The sequence below is a fragment of the Neisseria sp. P0008.S010 genome, from assembly GCF_051962715.1.
GTDB classification, from domain to species: Bacteria; Pseudomonadota; Gammaproteobacteria; order Burkholderiales; family Neisseriaceae; genus Neisseria; species Neisseria elongata.
This window is the reverse complement of record NZ_JBQCVA010000009.1, coordinates 16,501-37,635: the sequence shown is the minus strand read 5'-3', so window position 1 is coordinate 37,635 and position 21,135 is coordinate 16,501. Positions and strand designations below refer to the sequence as shown.

Annotated in this window: 19 protein-coding genes and 2 pseudogenes; 9 read left to right on the top strand and 12 right to left on the bottom strand. The window is 54.2% G+C overall.

Annotated elements, in window-relative coordinates; translation table 11 throughout:
• Positions 1–52: 52 nt before the first annotated feature.
• The 4 genes from ligA to ACTHSL_RS04045 all read right to left on the bottom strand — a co-directional run bounded on the left by ligA (position 53) and on the right by ACTHSL_RS04045 (position 5,241).
• Entirely contained in the window at positions 53–2,527 is a 2,475-nt protein-coding gene (gene ligA, locus ACTHSL_RS04060; RefSeq protein ID WP_440380432.1) for an NAD-dependent DNA ligase LigA, read from the bottom strand.
• A gap of 91 nt (positions 2,528–2,618) precedes the next feature.
• Positions 2,619–4,088 carry a cell division protein ZipA C-terminal FtsZ-binding domain-containing protein gene (locus ACTHSL_RS04055; RefSeq protein ID WP_440380431.1) on the bottom strand — a complete coding sequence of 490 codons (1,470 nt, stop codon included), beginning with the start codon at positions 4,086–4,088 and terminating at the stop codon, positions 2,619–2,621.
• Between the two features lie 82 nt (positions 4,089–4,170).
• The gene (gene ampD / locus ACTHSL_RS04050; protein WP_440380430.1) at positions 4,171–4,719 is read right to left on the bottom strand and encodes a 1,6-anhydro-N-acetylmuramyl-L-alanine amidase AmpD; all 549 of its coding nucleotides are present in this window, start codon (positions 4,717–4,719) and stop codon (positions 4,171–4,173) included.
• Positions 4,720–4,809: 90 nt separating this feature from the next.
• Positions 4,810–5,241: a DUF4870 family protein gene (locus ACTHSL_RS04045; RefSeq protein WP_440380429.1), complete on the bottom strand. Its 432-nt coding sequence runs from the start codon at positions 5,239–5,241 to the stop codon at positions 4,810–4,812.
• 140 nt (positions 5,242–5,381) lie between these two features.
• Between ACTHSL_RS04045 and mltG the strand changes: the two genes are divergently transcribed.
• The 6 genes from mltG to dsbD all read left to right on the top strand — a co-directional run bounded on the left by mltG (position 5,382) and on the right by dsbD (position 12,031).
• Complete coding sequence (gene mltG / locus ACTHSL_RS04040; RefSeq protein ID WP_440380428.1) at positions 5,382–6,377, top strand: endolytic transglycosylase MltG; 996 nt, start codon at positions 5,382–5,384, stop codon at positions 6,375–6,377.
• Between the two features lie 86 nt (positions 6,378–6,463).
• Positions 6,464–7,357: an acetylglutamate kinase gene (gene argB, locus ACTHSL_RS04035; RefSeq protein ID WP_049251305.1), complete on the top strand. Its 894-nt coding sequence runs from the start codon at positions 6,464–6,466 to the stop codon at positions 7,355–7,357.
• A gap of 264 nt (positions 7,358–7,621) precedes the next feature.
• Positions 7,622–8,155: an alpha/beta hydrolase gene (locus ACTHSL_RS04030; protein WP_440380427.1), complete on the top strand. Its 534-nt coding sequence runs from the start codon at positions 7,622–7,624 to the stop codon at positions 8,153–8,155.
• Between the two features lie 201 nt (positions 8,156–8,356).
• On the top strand, positions 8,357–8,731 hold the full coding sequence (locus tag ACTHSL_RS04025; RefSeq protein ID WP_440380426.1) for a hypothetical protein: 375 nt from the start codon (positions 8,357–8,359) through the stop codon (positions 8,729–8,731).
• Between the two features lie 172 nt (positions 8,732–8,903).
• Positions 8,904–9,956, top strand: a complete 1,053-nt coding sequence (gene bioB, locus ACTHSL_RS04020; RefSeq protein ID WP_440380425.1) for a biotin synthase BioB — start codon at positions 8,904–8,906, stop codon at positions 9,954–9,956.
• A gap of 281 nt (positions 9,957–10,237) precedes the next feature.
• Positions 10,238–12,031 carry a protein-disulfide reductase DsbD gene (dsbD, locus tag ACTHSL_RS04015; RefSeq protein WP_440380424.1) on the top strand — a complete coding sequence of 598 codons (1,794 nt, stop codon included), beginning with the start codon at positions 10,238–10,240 and terminating at the stop codon, positions 12,029–12,031.
• Between the two features lie 209 nt (positions 12,032–12,240).
• On the opposite strand, the pseudogene ACTHSL_RS04010 reads toward dsbD, so the two are convergent.
• Positions 12,241–12,348, bottom strand: a pseudogene (locus ACTHSL_RS04010) (IS5/IS1182 family transposase); the annotation flags it as partial.
• Between the two features lie 107 nt (positions 12,349–12,455).
• Positions 12,456–13,181, bottom strand: a complete 726-nt coding sequence (locus ACTHSL_RS04005; RefSeq protein ID WP_440380423.1) for an OmpA family protein — start codon at positions 13,179–13,181, stop codon at positions 12,456–12,458.
• A gap of 134 nt (positions 13,182–13,315) precedes the next feature.
• On the opposite strand from ACTHSL_RS04005, the gene glyQ reads away from it, so the two are divergent.
• Positions 13,316–14,218 (top strand): glycine--tRNA ligase subunit alpha, encoded by a 903-nt coding sequence (glyQ, locus tag ACTHSL_RS04000; RefSeq protein ID WP_440380422.1) that lies wholly within the window; start codon positions 13,316–13,318, stop codon positions 14,216–14,218.
• A gap of 11 nt (positions 14,219–14,229) precedes the next feature.
• Positions 14,230–15,033 carry an RsiV family protein gene (locus ACTHSL_RS03995; RefSeq protein ID WP_440380421.1) on the top strand — a complete coding sequence of 268 codons (804 nt, stop codon included), beginning with the start codon at positions 14,230–14,232 and terminating at the stop codon, positions 15,031–15,033.
• Positions 15,034–15,037: 4 nt separating this feature from the next.
• Here the strand turns inward: ACTHSL_RS03995 and ACTHSL_RS03990 are convergent.
• The 6 genes and pseudogenes from ACTHSL_RS03990 to ACTHSL_RS03965 all read right to left on the bottom strand — a co-directional run.
• A pseudogene (locus ACTHSL_RS03990) lies at positions 15,038–15,151 on the bottom strand (IS5/IS1182 family transposase); the annotation flags it as partial.
• Between the two features lie 76 nt (positions 15,152–15,227).
• Positions 15,228–15,962 carry a peptidylprolyl isomerase gene (locus tag ACTHSL_RS03985; protein ID WP_440380420.1) on the bottom strand — a complete coding sequence of 245 codons (735 nt, stop codon included), beginning with the start codon at positions 15,960–15,962 and terminating at the stop codon, positions 15,228–15,230.
• A 9-nt stretch (positions 15,963–15,971) separates the two neighbouring features.
• Positions 15,972–16,847 (bottom strand): peptidylprolyl isomerase, encoded by an 876-nt coding sequence (locus ACTHSL_RS03980; protein ID WP_440380419.1) that lies wholly within the window; start codon positions 16,845–16,847, stop codon positions 15,972–15,974.
• Positions 16,848–16,859: 12 nt separating this feature from the next.
• Positions 16,860–17,141, bottom strand: a complete 282-nt coding sequence (locus ACTHSL_RS03975) for a BolA family protein (protein WP_440380418.1) — start codon at positions 17,139–17,141, stop codon at positions 16,860–16,862.
• The gene (locus ACTHSL_RS03970) at positions 17,138–17,434 is read right to left on the bottom strand and encodes a YciI family protein (protein WP_440380417.1); all 297 of its coding nucleotides are present in this window, start codon (positions 17,432–17,434) and stop codon (positions 17,138–17,140) included. The genes ACTHSL_RS03975 and ACTHSL_RS03970 overlap by 4 nt, the downstream gene beginning before the upstream one ends.
• Positions 17,427–17,978 (bottom strand): septation protein A, encoded by a 552-nt coding sequence (locus ACTHSL_RS03965; protein WP_114922652.1) that lies wholly within the window; start codon positions 17,976–17,978, stop codon positions 17,427–17,429. Before ACTHSL_RS03965 ends, ACTHSL_RS03970 begins: the two co-directional genes overlap by 8 nt.
• A 295-nt stretch (positions 17,979–18,273) precedes the next feature.
• Here ACTHSL_RS03965 and ACTHSL_RS03960 point away from each other — a divergent pair, with 295 nt between their 5' ends.
• Positions 18,274–21,042: a FimV/HubP family polar landmark protein gene (locus ACTHSL_RS03960; RefSeq protein ID WP_440380449.1), complete on the top strand. Its 2,769-nt coding sequence runs from the start codon at positions 18,274–18,276 to the stop codon at positions 21,040–21,042.
• Positions 21,043–21,135: the final 93 nt, after the last annotated feature.

Genomic DNA, 21,135 nt, shown 5'->3' with positions numbered 1-21,135 from the left:
AATTGTGATGCGTGGATTTCCTAGTTTAATCTGCGGTATGTTTGGCGGGTATTCAGCCCAGCATCGCCAAAAGTTCTTCCTCACTCAATACCGCGACACCCAAGGCATTGGCTTTTTCCAGCTTGCTGCCGGCGGCTTCTCCGGCGACGACGTAGTCGGTTTTTTTGGACACGCTGCCGGAAACTTTGCCGCCTGCGGCTTCGATCAAGGCTTGAGCTTGGTCGCGTTTGAGGGTGGGCAGGGTGCCGGTTAACACAAAGGTTTTGCCTGCTACGGCTTCGTTGAGGTCGTCTGAAACCGTTGCTTCTTGGTTTTCAGACGACGTTTGGGCGAAGAAGGTTTTCAGGTTTTCGAGCAGGGCGGCGTTTTGTGGTTCGCTGCGCCATGCTTGCCAGTCGGCAGGGAGGGCTTTGTCGGTTTGCAGGCCTTCTATGCTTTTGCCGGCGAGTTCCCATAAGGCTTGGGCTTTGTTTTCGCTGATTTTGAAACCGGGCAGGCGGGCAATCCAACGTTGCGGCTCGGCGTGGCGGGTAGGCGGGATGGTAACGGCTTGGGTTTGCGGGGCAACGCCTGCGGCGAGCAGCTCGTTTATCATCGCCTGCTGCGCGTCTTGGGCGAAGAAGTGGGCGATGGAGCGGGCGACGACGGTGCCGATGTCGGGCAGGCAGGCGAGGATGGGTTCGGGTGCGCGGCGGACGTGTTCCAGCGAGCCGAATGCCTGCGCCAGCGTTTTGGCGGTGCGTTCGCCGACGTGGCGGATGCCGAGCGCGAATAGAAAGCGGGCGAGTTCGGGCGTTTTGCTGGCTTCTATGCCTGCAAGGATGTTTTCCGCCCACTTGGTCGGTTGTTTTTTGCCGTTTTGGGTGTTGGATTCAGACAGGTCGCCTGAAACCGTTTCTGTGTCGCCGTTTTCGTTTTCAGACGACGCTTTATCCGCCGTTTCCTTCATTTTTTGCAAGGTCGGGATGTCGAGGCGGTAGAGGTCGGCGAAGTGGCGGACGAGGTCTTGGGCGACAAGTTGCTCGATTTGTTTTTGACCGAGTCCGTCGATGTCCATCGCTTTGCGTGAGGCGAAGTGGATTAAGCCTTGCGCGCGTTGCGCCTGACAAAGCATACCGCCGCTGCATCGGGCGACAGCTTCGCCTTCTTCGCGTTCGATTTCGCTGTGGCAGATGGGGCAGTGGGTTGGCAGGCGGTAGGGCTTGTGGAGCGGAACGGATTGGGTTTGGTTTGCGGACGGTGTTTCGGCAAACAGGTCGTCTTGCTGATGCTTGAGGTCGTCTGAAACGTTGGAAACGGCGGTTTCCTGCATCGGGCGGCGTTCGAAAATCACGCGCACAACTTCGGGAATCACGTCTCCGGCGCGGCGCACGACGACGGTATCGCCGACGCGCACGTCTTTGCGCGATACTTCGTCCTGATTGTGCAGGGTGGCGTTGGTTACGGTGACGCCGCCGACGAATACGGGTTGCAGGCGGGCGACGGGGGTAACGGCGCCGGTGCGCCCGATTTGCACGTCTATGGCTTCGACGACGGTCAGGGCTTCTTCGGCAGGGAACTTGTGGGCAATCGCCCAGCGTGGCGCGCGGGAGATGAAGCCGAGCTCGCGCTGTTGCGCCACGCTGTTGACTTTGACCACCATGCCGTCGATTTCGTAGGGTAGGGAGGGGCGTTTTTGCTGCATTTGTTCGTAAAACGCCAATACTTCGCCGATATTTTTGAAACAGCCGAAATTGCCGTTAGGCAGGCTGAAGCCGAGTTCTTGGAAATAGGCGAGTTCTTGGATGTGTTCTTCCGCGACGAAACCGCCTTGCTGGCGGGCAATCGAGTAGGGGAAAAAGTGCAGTTTGCGTTGCGCGGTGATGCGCGAATCAAGTTGGCGCAGGCTGCCGGCGGCGGCATTGCGCGGATTGGCAAAGGGTTTTTGCCCGTTTTCGGTTTGTCTTTTATTGAGGGCGGTAAAGTCGGCTTTGAGCATCAGCACTTCGCCGCGGACTTCGATGAATTCGGGCGGATTATCGCCGTGCAGCCGCAGGGGGATGTTGGCGACGGTTTTGACGTTTTGGGTAACGTCTTCGCCTATCGTGCCGTCGCCGCGTGTCGCAGCCTGCACCAATACGCCGTCGCGGTAGAGCAGGCTGATGGCGAGGCCGTCGAATTTGGGTTCGATAACGTATTCGGGATTGCCGCCGTCCAAACCGTCGCGCACGCGTTGGTCGAAAGCGTACATTTCGGCATGGTCGAACACGCCGTTTTCATCTTGCGGGGAAAAGGCGTTGGTCAGCGACAGCATCGGCACTTCGTGGCGCACTTCGGCAAATCCCGCCAAAGGCTCGCCGCCGACGCGCTGGGTCGGGCTGTCGGGCAGTTTGAGCTCGGGATGGTTTCGTTCCAACGCTTCGAGTTCGCGGAACAATTTGTCGTATTCGGCATCGGGTACGCTGGGCGCGTCGAGGGTGTAGTATTCGTAGGCGTAGCGGTTGAGGAGGTCGGTGAGGTGGCGGATGCGTTTTGCCGGGGTGGTCATATTGAAAAGGCCGTCTGAAAATCAAAACGGGCGCATTTTAACATGTACCCGTTTTGATTTTCAGACGGCCTTGAGGCAGATGCCGCCCGGATTAGGAGAACAACCGTTGCGCCAGTTCGCCGCCGGGTTCGATGCCGACTTTGCGCATTTCTTCTTGTCGCGCATTGACGTAGCGGCCGACATTTTTCAGCCATTCCATAGACAGTTCTTCCAGTTTGTCGTTAACCAAGTCCAAACCCAGTTCGCTGGAGAAGCGGACGGTCAAATCCATAAAGCGGTCGAAGTTTTTGCTGCCTGCGGGAACATGCGGGATGTCGAACAGGATGCTGAAACCTTTATAAGGCTGGGAAGAGAGCAGGGCGGCGGTGAAGGCGCTGCCGTCCATGGTAACGATGCTGAACAACGGGCGGCCGTTGCCGTTGTCGAGGTGGAAGGCTCCGTCGTGGCTCAATTCGAAGCCCGCGCGCTCGACGGCGGCCCGCAGTTCGGTACCGCTGACGGAGGTGCGTGAAATCAGGTGCATGGCGATGCTTTGGTCGACGCGTTCGCACAATTCGTCCAAAGGACGGGCGGTTTCGAGGAAGGTGGGGATGTCCATCAGTTTCATGCCGGCATCGAGTTTGGCGGCAAATTCGTTGACTTGGCTGCCGAAGGCTTCCAATTCCTGCACGGTGGCCAGTCCTTTGCGGGAGATGGCTTGAAGCGCGACGATGAAACCTTGGTAATAGATGTTGGGCACGGGTTCTACGGTCTGCCATACGCCGTCCATGGTGCAGCCGGCGATTTGGAAGCGGTGGCGGCCGGAAAAGCGGGGCAGGGAGCGGAATTCCTGCGGCTCGCTCAGGGAGATGTAGGCCATGTAGTCGAAGCGCGGTTCGAACCAGGGCAGCTCCTGTTTCACCATGTCGTCCAAGTCCATCAGCAATTTGCCTTTGGCGGTGTTTTTTTCCTGCGTGTATTTGGGTGCGGCAACGGAAGCGAAGGTGTAGTTGCCGCCCGCACTGCCGGCTTTCTGCAGGACGGATTCTTTGGCTTCTGCTTCAGTGTCCGTATTTTTCTTGTTGTTTTCGTGTTCGGCGAGGAATTGCTCCATCACGAGGACGGCTTTTTCACGCGCGGGTTTTTTCTCCTGTTCGCGGATTTCGGCAAACGACAGCGGTTTGGCTGCTTCGTTTTGCGCTGTCTCGGCCTGGTCGGGCTCGGAGAAGAGGTCGGCCGGTGCGGTTTGCGCGGGCTTCTCTTTGGCCGGTGCGGGTCGGCTGTTTTCGGAGGTCACTTGCGCTTTGGCTGTAGACGCAGGCGGGGCATCTTCGCGGGAGACGTCTGCCTGGCGGACGACGACCAGCGGTTTACCTCGTTTGCCCTGCGGGGCAGCGACGCCGTGGGTTTTGCCGTCGCGCACGGATTCGGTTTGGCTTTCAAGCAGCGCGTCTTTGTCGGCATGGCCGAATTGTTCGCGCACTTGGCGGCGGTATTGGTTTTCCTGATACATGTTGTAGGCGATTACGCCCAAGATAATCAGCAGGCCGATGGCTGCCGCAATCCAGATTTTTGCGTCCATAAGTTTCCGTTTGTCGCTTATTCGGTTGGCAATGGCGTGGATTATAGCGAAATTCGCCGCCGTCATCAGCCGTATTGCTTTTTCAGACGGCCTGTGCGCTGTCGCAGCCGCCTATTTGCGCCCAGTCGAAGAATTGTCCGGGATCGGTTTTGCGGCCGGGGGCGATGTTTTGGTGGCCGGTAACGGCCGTTATCGGGTATTGGCGGCGCAGGGCGGCGAGCAGGCGGTTTAGCGCGTCGTATTGTTCGTCGGCGAAGGGTTCGAAGTCGCAGCCTTCCAGTTCGATGCCGACTGAAAAAGAGTTGCATTTTTCCCGGCCGCGAAACGAGGACGCGCCTGCATGATAGGCCATGTCGTTGCAGGAGACGAACTGCACCGTTTCGCCCGTGCGGGTGATGAAGAAGTGGCTGGAAACGCGCAGGTCTTTGATGACGTTGTAAAACGGATGTTCCGTTTCGTCGATGTTGTTGGTAAAGAGTTTCTCTACCGCGCCGGTGCCGTATTCGAACGGCGGCAGGGAAATGTTGTGGATGACCGCGAGTTCGACGGTTTCGCCTGCCGGACGCGGTTCGCAGTTGGGCGAAAAGGCCTGCCGCGCACCCGACCAGCGGCCGTTGTGCCAAGTGTCCATGATGCTTGTCCGTATTGTCTGTCAAACGGTTTGGGAAGTTTTCAGACGGCCTCACAAAGATTGGAGGCCGTCTGAAAAACAGAAAAAGCCTTACATCAGCCAGCCGTTGGGCGTTACAGTGCGGTTGTCCAGCAGGCGGATGATGCCGACCACTACACGGAAGACATACCATATTCCCACCAGCGGCATCAGCCAAAAACCGATTAAAATCAGCATCAGTATGGAGCAGATGACAAATCCTGCTAGCGAAACCCAGAAGGTTTTAATCAAAAAGCTGATGTGGTCGGCATAAATCGTACCGGCCATGTCTTCGCGTTTGGCATAGGCGATGACGGCACCGATCAGGACGGCCAGCCCGCCGGTAAAAATGCCGGCGGCAAACAGGCCGTAAATCACATACATATAATTGCGCCGCTGCTCTTCGGTCATATCGGGCACGTCTGCCGCCTGCCGTTGGCTTTCCACCCTGACCGGTTTGACGTCGATAATATCTTCAGGCCGACTGCCTTGTCCGTTCTTCATCTGCCGACTCCTTTTTCAACAGGTGTTGGTAACAACGATACTTTACCCGCAGGCGGCCGCCGAGGCAAACAGACCGTCTGAAATTGCCCGACGGATTCTTTGCCTTTATACTGCCGCCCTTTGCATTCCCGCTTTTCCCTATGAAAAAAGCCTTTGTTTTCCTTTCGGCACTGATGCTGCTGTCGGCGGCCGTTTTCGCCGCCCTGCTGTTCTTACCGAAAACCAACCCGCAAACCTACCGCATCAAAATCGAAAACGGCCAGGGCATTGCCGCCGTCGGCAACCGTTTGGCCAAAGACGATATCATTTACAGCCGCCACGTCCTGGTCGGCGCGGCCTACATGCTCGGCGTACACAACCGCCTGCAAAGCGGCAGCTACAAACTGCCGCAGAAAGTTTCGGCCTGGCAGATTCTGCAAAAACTGAAAAAATCAGAGTCCGACACCGTAACCGTACAAATCATCGAAGGCATGCGCTTTGCCCAAATGCGCCGCATCATCGACCAAACCACCGATTTGAAACACGACACTGCAGGCTGGAGCGACGAAAAACTGTTGAAGGAAATCGACCCCGAAGCAGGGTACACCCGCGCGGAAGGCCTATTTGCCCCCGACAGCTACGAACTTGACGCCGGCAGCAGCGATTTGCAACTCTATAAACTCGCCTACCGCACCATGCAGAAAAACCTCAATCAGGCCTGGGAAGAACGCCAAAGCGGCCTGCCGTACAAAAAACCCTACGAACTGCTGACCATGGCCAGCATCATCGAAAAAGAAACCGCCCACGAAAACGACCGCCGCCACGTTGCCGCCGTCTTCGTCAACAGGCTCAACATCGGCATGCGCCTGCAAACCGACCCCACCGTCATCTACGGCATGGGCGACGCCTACAACGGCCGCATCCGCAAAGCCGACCTCCGGCGCGACACCCCCTACAACACCTACACCCGCAACGGCCTCACCCCCACGCCCATCGCCCTGCCGGGCAAAGCCGCACTGGAGGCCGCAGCCCACCCCTCTTCGGAAAAATACCTGTATTTCGTTTCCCGCATGGACGACACCGGCCTGAGCCAGTTTAGCCACACCCTCGACGAACACAACGCCGCCGTCCGCCAATACATATTAAAGCGCAAATAACTTAACAGGCCGTCTGAAAACGCCCTTTCAGACGGCCTCTGCCCGGCAAAAGCCGCATTTACGACCCAACAGAAAAAGGCAAGCACATGAATGTACCGCACAACACCGTAACAGCCGAAACCAAGGCCGCCGTATTGGCCGAAGTCCTGCCCTACATCCGCCGCTTCGCCGGCAGCGTCTTCGTTGTCAAATACGGCGGCAACGCCATGACCGAGCAACATCTGAAAGAAGGCTTCGCCAAAGACATCACCCTGCTCAAACTCGTCGGCATCCACCCCGTCATCGTCCACGGCGGCGGGCCGCAGATTAACGAAATGCTGGAAAAAATCGGCAAAAAAGGCGAATTCGTCCAAGGAATGCGCGTTACCGACGACGAAACCATGAGCATTGTCGAAATGGTGCTCGGCGGCCTCGTCAACAAAGAAATCGTCTCCCTGCTCAACCAAAGCGGCGCGAAAGCCGTCGGCATCACCGGCCGCGACAACCACTTCATCAAAGCGGAAAAACTCCTCATCGACACCCCCGAACAAACACAAGCGGACATCGGCCGCGTCGGCACGGTCGAAAGCATAGACACCGCCCTGATTACCGGCATCATCGAACGCGGCTGCATCCCCGTCGTCGCCCCGATAGGCGTGGGCAAAGACGGCGGCGCCTTCAACATCAACGCCGACCTCGTCGCCGGCAAACTGGCCGAAGAACTGAAGGCCGAAAAATTGATTATGATGACCAACACCGCAGGCGTGCTGGACAAAAACGGCAGCCTGCTGACCCGTCTCACCCCGCGCCGCATCGACGAACTGACCGCCGACGGCACCCTCTACGGCGGCATGCTGCCGAAAATCGCCTCCGCCATCGAAGCGGCCTCCAACGGCGTCGGCGCAGTCCACATCATAGATGGACGCGTTCCCAACGCCCTCCTGCTGGAAGTGTTTACCGACGAGGGTGTAGGCTCCATGATTCTGGGGCACGAAGAATAAAAACATTGTTTTTTCAGACGGCCTTTACCGCATCAAAAAAGGCCGTCTGAAAACGAAGCCGCCGCAGGAGGCTGAGTTTCTGCGAAGCTAAAACGAAGCCGCCGAAGGAAGGTGGGTTTCTGTGAAGCTAAAACGAATTCGCCGAAGCAAACTGAGTTTTTACAAAACAAAAAACGTTTCAGACGGCCTCCCGATTCCCGCCGAACGGACACGGGATACACCATCAAACCCAGCCCGTCTTTTTTTACCGACAACCCGACCGCCATGCAAAGCCAAGAACTGGAAGACCTCACCCTGCTGCTCGTCCGCGATGCCGACGAAGCCGAAATGTGGATAGACCGCTGGGCGGTGAGCTATCCCACCGTCCGCACGACCGCCGCGTCCCGCAGCCAAAGCATAGATGAATGGCAGCGGCGGATTCAGGCGGCCTGGGAGCAGATACACAGTCAAAACGTCGCCGTCGTTGCCCACGGCGCAGGCGTTTCGGCCTGGCTGGCTTGGCTGTATCGGGCAGACATCCTCTCGCAGCGGCGGGTGCGCAACATCATCCTCGCCGCCCCGCTGCAAACCGCGTTCCCCGACGATGCCGAGCATACGTTCCAACGCGTCCGCTGCCCCTGCCGCGCCGCATTGGTCGTCGGCCGCGACGATTCCGACTGTCCCGAAGAATGGGCGGGACGGCAGGCGCAGGTGTGGCGCGCGACATTATTGGCCGCGCCGCAGGCAGGCCGTCTGAACGGGCCGCTGCAAGGGTGGCAGTGGGGCATGAAGCTGATGCAGGAAATGCTGCTGGCCTGAGGTAAAACGGAGAGGCCGTCTGAAAATGTTTTTCAGACGGCCTCAAACCGAAAAAGAAAGATGATACCGCCGCATCCCGCATCAGGCTGCCTGAGTTTGAATTATCGGGCTGACGGTTTGCCGCCCGAAATTAAAAAATGTTAAACTGCCGCGCGCTTTTCAGACGGCCTGATACACCCGATTCCGTTTAAACTCTGCATCATGGCATACACCATTCCTAAAGCGGCCGTTATTCCCTATCCGCCGCAAAAACTGCACGAATTCAAGCTGATTTGGTTTGAATATGTGGATAATCTGCACTTCGGCCTGAATCCTGCCGGCTTTGTCGATAATGCCGAATCCTATCTGGACATCGCGCGGCAGCGGTTTCTGGAGGCGGGTTGGGCGGGGGACGGCGAAATTTCGCTGATGTGGATACCGCCGTTTGCCATCAACGATATAGACGGTACCCGGCATATGTGGACGCATACGTACGGCGTGGTCGTGTGGCATGTCAAACAGCAGTCCGACGGTATTTCGTGGATTTTGTATCCGCCCGAAGAAATCGATTTGAATGAATACACCCCGCAAGATTAGCGCGAAGCCGTGCCAAACGGCGGGTTCGGACGGCCTGAAGCGGTAAGCGGCCGGCCCGAATCCTCCGGCAAGCGTCAAATCTTTATTCCCCTGAAAGTGCCGCCGGCATCATTGCGATGACGGTTGGGCCGGTCAGCGTCATTGCGCCGCTGCGAACACAAAGGAACACAATATGACCGTATCTCCCGTTGCCTTGCGCCGCCAAACCGAGCGCAAGCCGCATCCGACCGCGCGTTATTGGAAAAAATGCGATGTCGAAGCCCTGTTCGACCTGGCGTTTCTGGATTTGGTTTTTCAGGCGGCCGAAATCCACCGCAGCCATTTCAACCCGCGCGAAATCCAGCTTTCCACCTTAATGTCCATCAAAACCGGCGGCTGTCCCGAAGACTGCGCCTACTGTCCGCAATCGGCGCACCACAACACCAATCTGGGCAAAGAACAGATGATGGATGTGGACGAAATCGTCGAAAAAGCGAAAATCGCCAAATCGCGCGGCGCCAGCCGTTTCTGCATGGGCGCGGCATGGCGCGGGCCAAAGCCGAAAGACGTGGCCGTGGTTTCCGAAATTATCAGCGCGGTCAAAGGGCTGGGCATGGAAGTGTGCGGCACCTTCGGTATGCTTGAAGACGGCATGGCGGAAGACTTCAAAAAAGCAGGTTTGGATTATTACAACCACAACCTCGACACCGACCCCGAACGCTACAACGACATCATCCATACGCGCAAACACGAAGACCGCATGGACACTTTGGGTAGGGTTCGCAACGCCGGTTTGAAAGTCTGCTGCGGCGGCATCGTCGGCATGAACGAAACCCGCGCCGAACGCGCAGGGCTGATTGCCAGCCTTGCCAACCTCGACCCGCAGCCCGAAAGCGTGCCGATTAACCAGCTCGTCAAAGTGGAAGGCACGCCGCTGGCCGATGCCGAAGATTTGGACTGGACGGAGTTTGTCCGCACCATCGCCGTGGCGCGGATTACCATGCCCGAGAGCTATGTCCGCCTGTCGGCGGGGCGCAGCAACATGCCCGAATCCATGCAGGCAATGTGTTTCTTGGCGGGCGCTAACTCGATTTTCTACGGCGACAAGCTCTTAACCACCGAAAACCCCGGCGAAGACGGCGACCGCCTGCTGATGGAAAAGCTGAACCTTTATCCGCTGCAATTCGAGCTGGAAGGCGAATATCAGGCCGCGAAGCAGCAGCCGAAAATCAGAGTCGATTATTAACGCGTCGGGCGGCACGGCGTGCCGCCTTTTTGTTTGGCCGCTATCGTTATCCCCAATGCGGGCGGAAGAGGCCGTCTGAAAAATGCCGCAACGTTTTTTTCAGACGGCCTGTTGCAATTCTGCCTGCGAATGCGACTTTCCGACGATTCGCCGCCCGCATTCGAACGCATAATCCGCCCTTTGCTGAGTTTGCTCAATATTTGTCGGCAAACCGTTTGACAGTATGGCGGGAAATGTCTATAAACCGCCCGTTGCAGCCAATCCATAACCGAGTCAGTACGATGAAAAAATTGATTTTCTTCCTTGCCGCCTTCTTCAGCCTGAGCCGCGCCTTCGCCGTCGATGCATCGCAACTGCTGCCGCCCGAACAGGCGTTTGTGCCGCAGGTTAAGGCCGACAAGCAGGGCGTAACCGTCGAATTCAAAATCGCCGACGGCTATTATCTCTACCGCGACAAGATAACCGTCGCCGCCGAGCCGAAAACCGCGTTCGGCGACACGCAATACGCGCCCGGCAAAGAAAAGGAAGACGAATTTTTCGGCAAGCAAACCGTGTATTACCACGCCGCCCAAGCGGTTTTCCCTTATAAGGCCGCCCCTTCGGGCACATATAAGCTGACCGTGCTGTATCAGGGCTGCGCCGATGTCGGCGTGTGCTATCCGCCGAACGAAACCACATTCGAAATCGACCGCGAAGGCTTGCACACGATGCAAAGCGATAGTGCGGCCGACAAGCCCTCCAATCGGTTCACTGCACCGAAAGCCACGTTGAACGAAGCGGAAGCCGTGCCGCCCGCTCCGGCAAACAAAGCCGACAGCAGCCGTTTCAAACTGTCGTGGGACACGTTAAGCGCCAATTTATTGGCGTTTTTTACTGCCGGGCTGGGATTGAGTTTCACTGCCTGCATGTATCCGCTGATTCCCATTGTTTCCAGCATCGTGGTCGGCGATAAAAATGCCGGAAAAGGCCGCGCCTTCGCCCTGACGATGGTGTACACCCAAGGCTTGGCGCTGACTTATACCATCGTCGGCGTGATTGCCGGGCTGACCGGCGCGCTGCTGACCGTTTGGCTGCAACAACCGGCCGTCGTATTGTCTGCGGCCGCCCTGATGGTGGTGCTGGCGTTGTCCATGTTCGGCCTGTTCAACATTCAATTGCCCAACGCCGTGCAAAGCTATTTCCAACAGCAGAGCAACAAATTGTCGGGCGGCAAAATCGCCGGCGTATTCGGCATGGGCATGTTCTCCGCCCTGATTGTCGGCCCGTGCGTCGCACCGCCGCTGGCCTTGGCACTAGGCTACATCGGCCAAACCGGCGATGCCGTGCTCGGCGGCCTGGCACTGTATGTCATGGCACTGGGTACGGGCGTGCCTCTGATTATCATCGGCACTTTCGGCGGCCATATCCTGCCTAAAGCGGGCGATTGGATGAACGGCGTCAAATACACCTTCGGCTTTATCCTACTGGCTGTGGCGGTTTATCTGGCCTCGTCCTTCCTGCCTTACGCCCTTGCCGCGACGCTGTACACCCTGCTGCTGCTTGCTCCGGCCGTCCTGCTGCTGATGAAGCTTGGCGGACAGAAAGGCCGTCTGAAAACCGTTTCCTCCGTTTTGGCAGCACTCCTTTTGGCGTGCGGCGGCTGGTTCGGCCTGCAAAGCCTGCGCGGCGGACAAACCGCGATGCACCGTTTTCTGACCTTGCATCCGACCGGGGAAGCCGCCCATAAATTCACCGATGTGGCCGAGCTGAAAGCCGCAATGGCGGCGGCATGGCAGGAAGACCCCAATACGCCGGTGATTCTGGATTTCTACGCCGACTGGTGCGTGTCGTGCAAAGAAATGGAAGCTTATACCCTGAATACGCCGCAAGTGCGCCAGGCCGTGCCGATGAACCGTTTCTTCCAAGCCGATGTAACCGCGAATACCGCCGATCATCAGGCATTGTTGAAAGAATACGGCCTGTTCGGCCCGCCGGGCGTGTTTGTAGTCAAAGCCGACGACAGCCACGGCGAAGCCTTGTTGGGCTTTGTCCAACCCGATGCGTTTATCGAGTGGTACCGGCAGAACGCACAATAAGGCAAGTGTTTGCCCCGTATCGGTAAAAGGCCGTCTGAAAAACATCAGCCGCAAAGCGGAAACGTTTTTCAGGCGGCCTTATTGGTACGGAGGCGGATGGCTTGGCGCAAACCTGTTATGGCTTGAACTTCAAGCAGGGCAGGGTGGGGAAATCCAAGATTGTTCAAACCGTGAAGGAGTTAATGGAGGGGGAAATTTATAGCGGATTCGTATAGTGGATTAAATTTAAACCAGTACGGCGTTGCCTCGCCTTGCCGTACTATTTGTACTGTCTGCGGCTTCGTCGCCTTGTCCTGATTTAAATTTAATCCACTATATATTCCGCCTGCTGCCGACAGAGAAGTCCGTCGGACAGAAAGGCCGTCTGAAAACACAGATGCTTTCAGACGGCCTTTGAAATTCAATGTGCTGTGTATCGGAGTGATTACTCGACAAACACTTCCACACGGCGGGCTTCCGCGCCGCTGCCTGCTTCGGTGTCGCTCGGTTTGCGCAGTTCGATTTGTTTGTCCGGTACGCCGAAGCCCAGCAATACCGTGCGGACTGCAAATGCACGCTGTTTAGACAGTTCTTCGTTGACTTGCGCATTGCCGGTGCTGTCGTGATAGCCGGAAACCACGATTTTTTTGCCGCCCAATGCCGCAACCAGCACATCTTTCAATGCTTCTTGCGCGCCCGGGGCAACATCGGCTTTACCTGTGGCGAAGTAGAATTTCACTGCGCCGTTTGCAGTAACGATGCGGGCTTCGTCTTGCGCTTCGTTTGCCGAACCTTGGTTTTGCACGACGCTTTCGTCAACAGGGATGGAGAGGCCTTTGTCGACGACAGATTCGGACGGCGCGAGTTCGACTTCAAGCGGAGGTGCTTCTTGGATGATGAATAACGATCCGCCTGCCGTGCCGGTTTCGCCCGTTTCTAAGTCGGTAATGGCGGCAGGTTCGTTGTTTTCGGATGCGGCGGCTTGCGATACGGCTGATGCGGCCACTTCGGATGCGGCGGCTTGGCCGTAAGTGGGAGAGCCTTCGATTTTGCCTGTTTCCCAGCCCCAAACCGATAAAAACAGGATGGTCAGCACAGATAAACCGGCTGCGCCGCCAACCAGCCACAGGCCGATTTTTTGTTCTTTGTGTTCATTTTTACCGTTATTCATAACATTCCTTTAACATAAGCCAAACAAAATTTTCCGCATTATAAATGCAATGAGGAAAGCAAGCTATCCCAAGCTATTCAAAGTACCGTCAAAACAGTAAAATGCCTTTCTTTTGCAAAATACACAACTTTACCATGCTCACTTTCCAAGAAATTATCTTCAAACTGCAAACATTCTGGGCAGACAAAGGCTGCACCGTCATCCAACCTTTCGACATGGAAGTCGGCGCAGGTACTTCCCACCCCGCCACCTGCCTGCGCGCGCTCGGCCCCGAGCCTTGGTTTGCCGCCTACGTCCAACCCAGCCGCCGCCCCAAAGACGGCCGCTACGGCGACAACCCCAACCGCCTGCAACACTATTACCAATTCCAAGTCGCCCTCAAACCCGCCCCCGCCAATATCCAAGACCTCTATCTCGATTCCCTGCGCGAATTGGGCGTCGACCCCAAAGTCCACGACATCCGCTTCGTCGAAGACGACTGGGAAAACCCCACCCTCGGCGCATGGGGCTTGGGCTGGGAAGTCTGGCTCAACGGCATGGAAGTGACTCAGTTCACCTACTTCCAACAAGTCGGCGGCATCGACTGCACCCCCGTACTCGGCGAAATCACCTACGGCATCGAACGCTTAGCGATGTATCTGCAAGGCGTGGAAAACGTCTACGACCTCGTCTGGGCAAAAACGCTCGACGGCAACACCGTCACCTATGGCGACGTGTACCACCAAAACGAAGTCGAACAATCCACCTACAACTTCGAATACAGCGATGCCGACTGGCTGCTGCGCCAGTTCAACGACTACGAAGCACAAGCCAAACGCCTGCTTGCCGAAGAAAACGCCAGCCTCGCCCTGCCCGCCTACGAGCTGGTCCTCAAAGCCGGACACACCTTCAACCTCTTAGACGCACGCGGCGCCATTTCCGTGACCGAACGCGCCACCTACATCGGCCGCATCCGCGCGCTGAGCCGCACCGTAGCGCAGAAATACGTCGAAAGCCGCGAGAAACTGGGCTTCCCATTAATTAAATCCAAATCCTAATAGGTGTTGATATGTTCCGCAAAACGCTTGCTGCCGCAGCACTGTCCCTCGTTTTCTTTTCAAATGTTCAGGCTGCCCCTTTATCGTTTCAATCCAAAACCTTGGAAGCCAAATCCTGTGCCGGTAAAAATAGTGAAGGCAAACCCCTTTGCCATCAACTTACCGTCGGCTATCCGATTACCGGTGATAAGCATTTGGATAACTGGGTCAGAAAACAAATGGGGGGCAAACTGCCTACGCAGAAATCGGTTCAGACGACCTTAATACGCGACAAAGACGTAAAGGAGACCAATCGGGAAAATAGGAAACTCGGCAAAGATGGTGGCTATCCTTGTGCGTTGGACTATATAGATACGTTGGAACTGGAAGGCTATACGCCCAACTATGCCGTTTTCGGACAAGAAGATTGGGAATTCACCTGTGGCCCACACGGATACGGCGTGCACACGCTGACGGTATTGAAGCGCGGTATTGCCAATCCGAAACCGCTTAAGTTGGATGACATTCTGTTACCCGGACAAAAAGCAAAACTGACGCATCTAATTAAAGAAGCCTATGTCAAGTATTTGGTGGAAGGTGGAGAGGATGACGAAAAAAGCGCGCGGAAATATATTGTCGAGTATAACGGCAATGATTTTTCCGCCACGGAAAACTGGCGGTTTGATAAAAACGGCTTGACTTTCTTGTATCAAAGTTACGAAATCGGTGCATATGTTTTAGGCAGACCTGAATTGACCATTTCCACTAAGGATTTGCAGGGAATCGTGAAACCTGAAATTTTGAAGGAGTCAGAGCATTATAAGGGTGCAGAATAACTTTTAAGTATAGTGGATTAAATTTAAACCAGTACGGCGTTGCCTCGCCTTGCCGTACTATCTGTACTGTCTGCGGCTTCGTCGCCTTGTCCTGATTTAAATTTAATCCACTATATAACCCTGTCGGGCTGTATTTGAAGTTGAGGCCGTCTGAAAAGTCATTGTCAGACGGCCTCATGCTTCTGCCGGCGGTATTACAGGGAAATACCGTTTGCTTTCAACAATTGGTCAATTTGTTCCTGTGCCTTCTGCCGTTTCACTTGCTGGATAACGGCTTCTTTTACTTGTTCAAACGGTGGTGCATCCTGTGCTTGCTCGGAGGCGGTAATTTTGAACAGGTAGAATTCGTTTTGATAGGCTACCGGCTCGCGGCTGACATCGCCTTTTTGCATATTGCCGACGATATTTGCAATTTCTACCGGAAGGCGGCCAATCGGCAAAGGTTCTTGCATGGCGGGCTGATCGGGATTGGGGTAGCGTTCCATCAGTTTCTCGAAGCTTAAGCCTTTCAGCAACAGTTGTTGTGCGGCGCGTGCTTCGTCTGCCGTGGCAAAACGTACTTGTGCCAGCTTGACGATTCGGGTCAGGTTGCCGTAAGCGGCAAGTGCCTCGCTGTCGCTGACGGAAACGGTTTTAACCAAGTGTTCTTCGTATTGGGAGGCATAGAATTGCGCTTCCAAATTCTTCCAGCGCGCTTGGACGGCAGGCTGTTTGTCCAAGCCCAGTTTTAAGGCTTCTGCTTTCAGTATGTCGGTTACAGCCAAAGTCTTTTCAATTTGCTGGCGGGCATCAGGCGGAAGTTGGGTTTGTTCCGTATTGCCAAACTGTTCCAGCATGGCATCCACGCGTGCCGAGTCAATTTGGGGCGCCGCAATGGAAATGCCGGTTAATGCCAGTGCAATAAAAGTGAGTAGTCGTTTATGTTTCATGGTTTTTTCCTATTTGCTTGCCGGGGTAATGGTGGCTTTTTGATACAGTGCACCGACAGCCCGGCTGATTTTTTGTTGTTGCAGGTTGTGACGGATGTTGTTTTGAACCTGTTCGAATGGCGGCAGTTGCAGCGGACGTTTGTCGTGGATGTAGAAAATGCCGAATACGCCGTTACCGACAACCGGTGTGGATGTAAACTGTCCTTTTTTCAAGTCTTTTACAGCGGCGTAAATCGGTGGCACGCTTTGTTCAAGGTCTTTTAATGCATCAAATTCGGGATTGATGCCACCGGTTTGTTTGACTGTCGGATCGGCGGAATATTTGCGGGCAGTATCGGTAAACGGTTTTTTTGCTTTCAGGTCTTTGATGGCCTGTTCGGCATCTGCTTTTTTGGGAGTCAGTATTTCACCAAGCCGGACTTCACTGCTGCCTTCATAATACTTTTTGCTTTCATCATAGGCTTGGCGAACTTCTTGGTCGCTGACGGGATTAGTTTTGTTAATATGCGAAACAAAGGCTTCGGCCAGTAGTGCGGCTTGATAGTCTTCCCACTGTTGTTTGAAGTCGGCATGTTTGTCGGCGCCTTGTTCTTTGGCTGATTTGCGTGCATTTTCGCTGGCGGTTTTAAACTCCTGTCCTTGTTCCAGTTTCAGACGGCGTGCTTCCTGATTGACCAACATGCGGGTAACAGTGTTACTGAGAAGTTGATTGCGGAGTTGGGGGGAATCCTGCAATTGGGGATTGTCTTGGCGGATCAATTTGATTTGCCGGTCGATTTCTTCGCTGTCGATTTTATTGCCATTTACGGTTAGCAGGGTTTCGGCCATTAGGCCGCCTGAAAATAGTGCCATGATCAATGCAGGGAGGAAGTAGTGCTTTTTCATTTTGTTTCTCACTTAAAGTTGATGGAAGTATTCGTCGGGTGTGAGCGCGCGGATGCTGAGGGCATGGATGCGGCCGTCTGAAAACCATTCGTGTAAAGCCTCTTTAACCATCCGTTGACGCTGGAGGCGCAGGACGTCGTTAAAGGCCGTACTTACCACGAGGATGCGGTAATGTCCGCCGCCTTTATTGCCGGCATGTCCGGCATGGAGGTGGCTTTCGTCGGAGAATTCGAATATCTCGGGACTTAAATTCCCTAAGGCCGTCTGAATTTGCTGTTCCGTGCAGAGCGTCATTTAAAAACCGCTTTATAGGGTTTGATCAATATTTCTTCGTATACGCCCACTGTCACATAAGGGTCTTGCTCCGCCCATTCTTGGGCTGCATCCAGTGAGGGGAAAGAAGCGATAATCAGGCTGCCGGAAACGCGGTCGGCGCTGTCGGGTAATGGATTGGGACCGGCAGTAAGCAGGCGGCCTTCAGAATGCAGGTGTTCCAAGCGGGCCAGATGGTCGGGCCGGGCTGCCATACGTGCCTCATGCACATCTTCGCCGTCTGTTGCCAGCAGCATATAGTATTGTTCAGTCATTTTTGTTCTCCTTGGGGAGGTAACGGTTCAGATAGATAACTTGTGCCAAAGAAAAAAGGAAAGTCAGCGGAATGGCACCGAAAAATTTGTAATTGTTCCAGACGGCCTCACGCTCTGCGGAAAAGGGATAAGCGACAGCCAAATTGACAAAGCCCATAATAATAAGGAACAACATCCAGCTTATTGCCAATTTTTTCCACACGGCATCCGGTAACGAAATCTCTTTACCCAGCAGGGCTTGAAGACCGTTTTTCTTAATGATGTTGCTGATGAGGATGGCAATGGCGCCGGTCCAAAAGAGCAGGGTTGGTTTCCACATGATGAAGGTACGGTTGCCGGTTAAAATGGTGGCTCCGCCGAAAACGACGATTAACAACAGGCTGACCCATTGCATTGTTTCCAGTTTTCTGAATTTCCACCACAAAAATGCCGCCTGGGCAATACCGGCAACAACGGCAACAGACGTTGCCCAAATAATATTCTTAGTTAGGATGTAGGTTAGAAAAAAGAGTATGACGGCAATAAAATCGCTGGCAGCTTTCATATCAATAAAATATGAGAATATTAAATGAAAACCGCCATCATACAGATAGCTGCTGATTTTTGCATCCTTTTCATGGTTGCCTGAATGAGGTAAGGAAGAGATAGAAGTTGTTAACTCAGGGAATGCGTAAAGGATTTAGGCAAGCGTAATGGCAAGATAGCGACAGGACGTATGAGTAATAGATATTTTCTTATGATTAAATTTGGCAAGAAAGGTAAATAAAAGATATGATAGGAAGCTAAAGTTGTGGGCGTTAAAATCATGCCGCCGAATAATCAGGGGATAAATTTTGAAAGTGGATAGTAAAATCAAATTGATAGCATTGTCTGTGTCGCTGTTGGCCTCCACCGGTTCCGTAGCAGCCTTGGGTGGGTTGAGAGTAAATTCCGGTTTGGGCGAACCATTTTCCGCAACAGTTACCGTGACAGGAAAAGAGGCAAAAGAATTATTAAGGGGCACTAAACTCAACTTGTCCGATAATCGGTTGAAGGCAAATGTACGCAAATCAGGCAATGATGCGATTGTCAGCCTGCGTTCGTCTAGTGCCATTAATGAGCCTGTTATCGTGTTTCAGATGGATGTGAAAGGGCTGTCACGCCAATATACGGCTGTACTTGATCCTTCCAGTTCCAAAGCGAAAGCTGCCGTGGCCGAGGCTAAAAAAGCCGAGCGCGAAGCCGCCGAGAAAAAGAATCCGGTTCCCGATTCGGGTAAGAAGATGGATGCCGCCCCGGTAGCGACATCCGGGCAGCATACGGTACAGACTGGCGAAACGCTGACAATTATTGCAGAACAGCTGAAACCCGCCGATATGCCGGTAGATCAGGCAGTTCGGGCGTTAATCAATGCCAACCAGAAAAAGTTGGGCCGCAATCCCAATCAGCTTTTTGCAGGTGTTGTTTTAGATTTACCTTCTTCGTTCAAACAATCGGCTTCAGTTCAGGTAGAGAAAAAGCCCGCGAAGGAGGCTCCCCCTGTTAAGCCGGCAGCAGAAACAAAAGAAAAAGAACAGGTAAAACCTGTTGAAGAAAAAACAGAACCTAAAAAACAAGAACCAGTTGCTACAGAGCCTCAAGAGAAGATAGTTAAACAGGAAGTGGTTGAGGATTCGAAACCGTCCGAACAGGTGCCTCCTGTTCAGCCTATTTCGGAAGTGCAGCAAGCATCTAAAGAGGAGGTTTCTGCTGCGCCGTCTCAGCCTGTAGTTTCCGAAGAGGAAAGTGCCAAGATCAAGCCGCAGCCTGCGGAAGCCGAAAATGCCGGCTCGGAAGATGAAGGCGGTTCTTTGTGGAAACTGGTTTTGGCCGGTGGTATAGGTTTGACGATTATTTTGCTATTGGCCAAGCTGTTTTTAGATCGCAAAGCCGCAGCCAAATCACGCCAAGATGATCAACCCGGAGAAGAAACTCCGTTTGATGAGCAGAATGATGGCATCCGTTTGCATCAGCCCATAGCCAAGCCGGAACACCCGAAAGCACCTATCACTAAAGAAACGGCAATGGCTGAAACCGCAATGGCGGCAGATGATGTAGAAGACGATGACGTATTCTTCGAGGTGGTCGGTGAGGATAAGCCTGCATCGCAGGATGACGGCTTCGATTTAAATCTGAATGCGCTGGCCATTGATCAGCAGCAAGCCGGCATTGTGAGTAGTGCCGTTACGGATGATGAAGAAACCCTGAGCCGAGCCAATGCCGATTGGGACAGTATTGAATCAACCGACAGCGTATTTGAACCTGATGATTTTGGTTTGGTCAAAAATGCTTCTGCTGCCTCGCCGGCCGTTGAGCCGTCTCCCGCTCCTGTTGAAACCGTAACAACCGAATCTGCACCTGTACTTGATTGGTCTGAGGCGGTAGAAACAGAGCAAAACGAAGCGGCAGAGGAAACCATTACTTCTTGGGCCAGTCCTGAGGCGATTTTCAAATACGAAGAGCGTAAAACGGCTATATCGGCTCCTGAAGTTGTCAACACGGTTGAAAAAGAGATTGTCGAGCCTGCAACAGTTTCATGGGCAGAAAATGATATCGGGCAGGTTGCCGAAATTGAAGAACCGCTGGAATTTGCAGTGGTTTCATCTGAAGAAATCCAGCCTGTTGCCGAAACTCCGCAAGCCGGACAGGAGGTGTTTGCAGAGGACATCCAAGTTGCAACTGAAACAACGGTTGAAGATGCGTTGGAATTTGTCGCTCCCGAGCCTGTTGAGGCGATTGCGGCAACGCCTATAGAGGAAAAAACAGCAGAGCCTGCGGAAGAGGCATTGGCTTTTGTTGTGGATGATCAGCCATTTGATACATCGTCTGAGCCCGAGGCGGTCAAGACTGATGTTGAAACACCGGCACCGACATTGCTGTTTGCATCAGAGCCTATTCCGGTTGAACCGGCTGAAATTAGCTGGCCATCGGTTGAGGTGGAGGCTGTTGAATCTGCCGAAACGGTTGAGTTCGAGCCTGTTGCTGTGCCTGAAACAGTTTTGGTCGAAGAGCATCAACCTGCAGATATCGAGCCATTGTCGTTTGAAACTGGAGAACCTTTTGCTCCTGAAATTGCAGCTCCCGAAATTCAAGAAGTTGACATTTCTGAGGTTGAACCGGTATCTGCTCCTGCCGTTGAAACAGCCCGGGTTGTCGAAGAGAAGGCTGTTGAAACGGTGGCAGCCAAGGAGTTGCCTGATTTCAATGTGCAAATCCCGGAAGTGCAGGAAGTGCCGGTGGTTCAAGCCGAGCCTGAGGGGGCTGCATCCGGTAGCGAGGACTGGTCGGATAACGATGTCGATTTCAGCAGCACCAATATTACTTTTGACGATGGTTCGGCAGGTTCGTCCGATGAGTTAGCCATTGATTGGTCTGATTTGGATATGGCAGAGGGCGACAGTAAACCGGCATTCGTTTCCGAATCGGTCGGTATGACTGCCCCGCTTGAAGCGAAGTACGAATTGGCGGAAATGTATATTGAGATTGGTGATCCTGAGGCCGCCCGCGAGACTTTGAATGAATTGATTGAAGAGTCCAGCGGTGAGATACAGGCCAAATCGAGGGCATTGCTGAACAGTATCGGAGGCTGACAGTAATCGGAATGAAACCCCGGGTTTATACTCGGGGTTTATTTTTATCATGGGGAGTGCAATGACGGCTGGTTCGAATTTAAGCTGCTGGAT

Bases quoted from the DNA above. Each gene is read 5' to 3' on its own strand.
- ACTHSL_RS03995 (WP_440380421.1), top strand. From the start codon at position 14,230: ATGTTCCGCAAAACGCTTGCTGCCGCAGCACTGTCCCTCGTTTTCTTT.
- ACTHSL_RS03985 (WP_440380420.1), bottom strand. From the start codon at position 15,962: ATGAAACATAAACGACTACTCACTTTTATTGCACTGGCATTAACCGGC.
- ampD (WP_440380430.1), bottom strand. From the start codon at position 4,719: ATGGACACTTGGCACAACGGCCGCTGGTCGGGTGCGCGGCAGGCCTTT.
- ACTHSL_RS04005 (WP_440380423.1), bottom strand. From the start codon at position 13,181: ATGAATAACGGTAAAAATGAACACAAAGAACAAAAAATCGGCCTGTGG.
- ACTHSL_RS03975 (WP_440380418.1), bottom strand. From the start codon at position 17,141: ATGACGCTCTGCACGGAACAGCAAATTCAGACGGCCTTAGGGAATTTA.
- ACTHSL_RS04025 (WP_440380426.1), top strand. From the start codon at position 8,357: ATGGCATACACCATTCCTAAAGCGGCCGTTATTCCCTATCCGCCGCAA.
- ACTHSL_RS03965 (WP_114922652.1), bottom strand. From the start codon at position 17,978: ATGAAAGCTGCCAGCGATTTTATTGCCGTCATACTCTTTTTTCTAACC.
- ACTHSL_RS03970 (WP_440380417.1), bottom strand. From the start codon at position 17,434: ATGACTGAACAATACTATATGCTGCTGGCAACAGACGGCGAAGATGTG.
- ACTHSL_RS04055 (WP_440380431.1), bottom strand. From the start codon at position 4,088: ATGGACGCAAAAATCTGGATTGCGGCAGCCATCGGCCTGCTGATTATC.
- argB (WP_049251305.1), top strand. From the start codon at position 6,464: ATGAATGTACCGCACAACACCGTAACAGCCGAAACCAAGGCCGCCGTA.
- dsbD (WP_440380424.1), top strand. From the start codon at position 10,238: ATGAAAAAATTGATTTTCTTCCTTGCCGCCTTCTTCAGCCTGAGCCGC.
- ligA (WP_440380432.1), bottom strand. From the start codon at position 2,527: ATGACCACCCCGGCAAAACGCATCCGCCACCTCACCGACCTCCTCAAC.
- mltG (WP_440380428.1), top strand. From the start codon at position 5,382: ATGAAAAAAGCCTTTGTTTTCCTTTCGGCACTGATGCTGCTGTCGGCG.
- bioB (WP_440380425.1), top strand. From the start codon at position 8,904: ATGACCGTATCTCCCGTTGCCTTGCGCCGCCAAACCGAGCGCAAGCCG.
- glyQ (WP_440380422.1), top strand. From the start codon at position 13,316: ATGCTCACTTTCCAAGAAATTATCTTCAAACTGCAAACATTCTGGGCA.
- ACTHSL_RS04045 (WP_440380429.1), bottom strand. From the start codon at position 5,241: ATGAAGAACGGACAAGGCAGTCGGCCTGAAGATATTATCGACGTCAAA.
- ACTHSL_RS04030 (WP_440380427.1), top strand. From the start codon at position 7,622: ATGCAAAGCCAAGAACTGGAAGACCTCACCCTGCTGCTCGTCCGCGAT.
- ACTHSL_RS03980 (WP_440380419.1), bottom strand. From the start codon at position 16,847: ATGAAAAAGCACTACTTCCTCCCTGCATTGATCATGGCACTATTTTCA.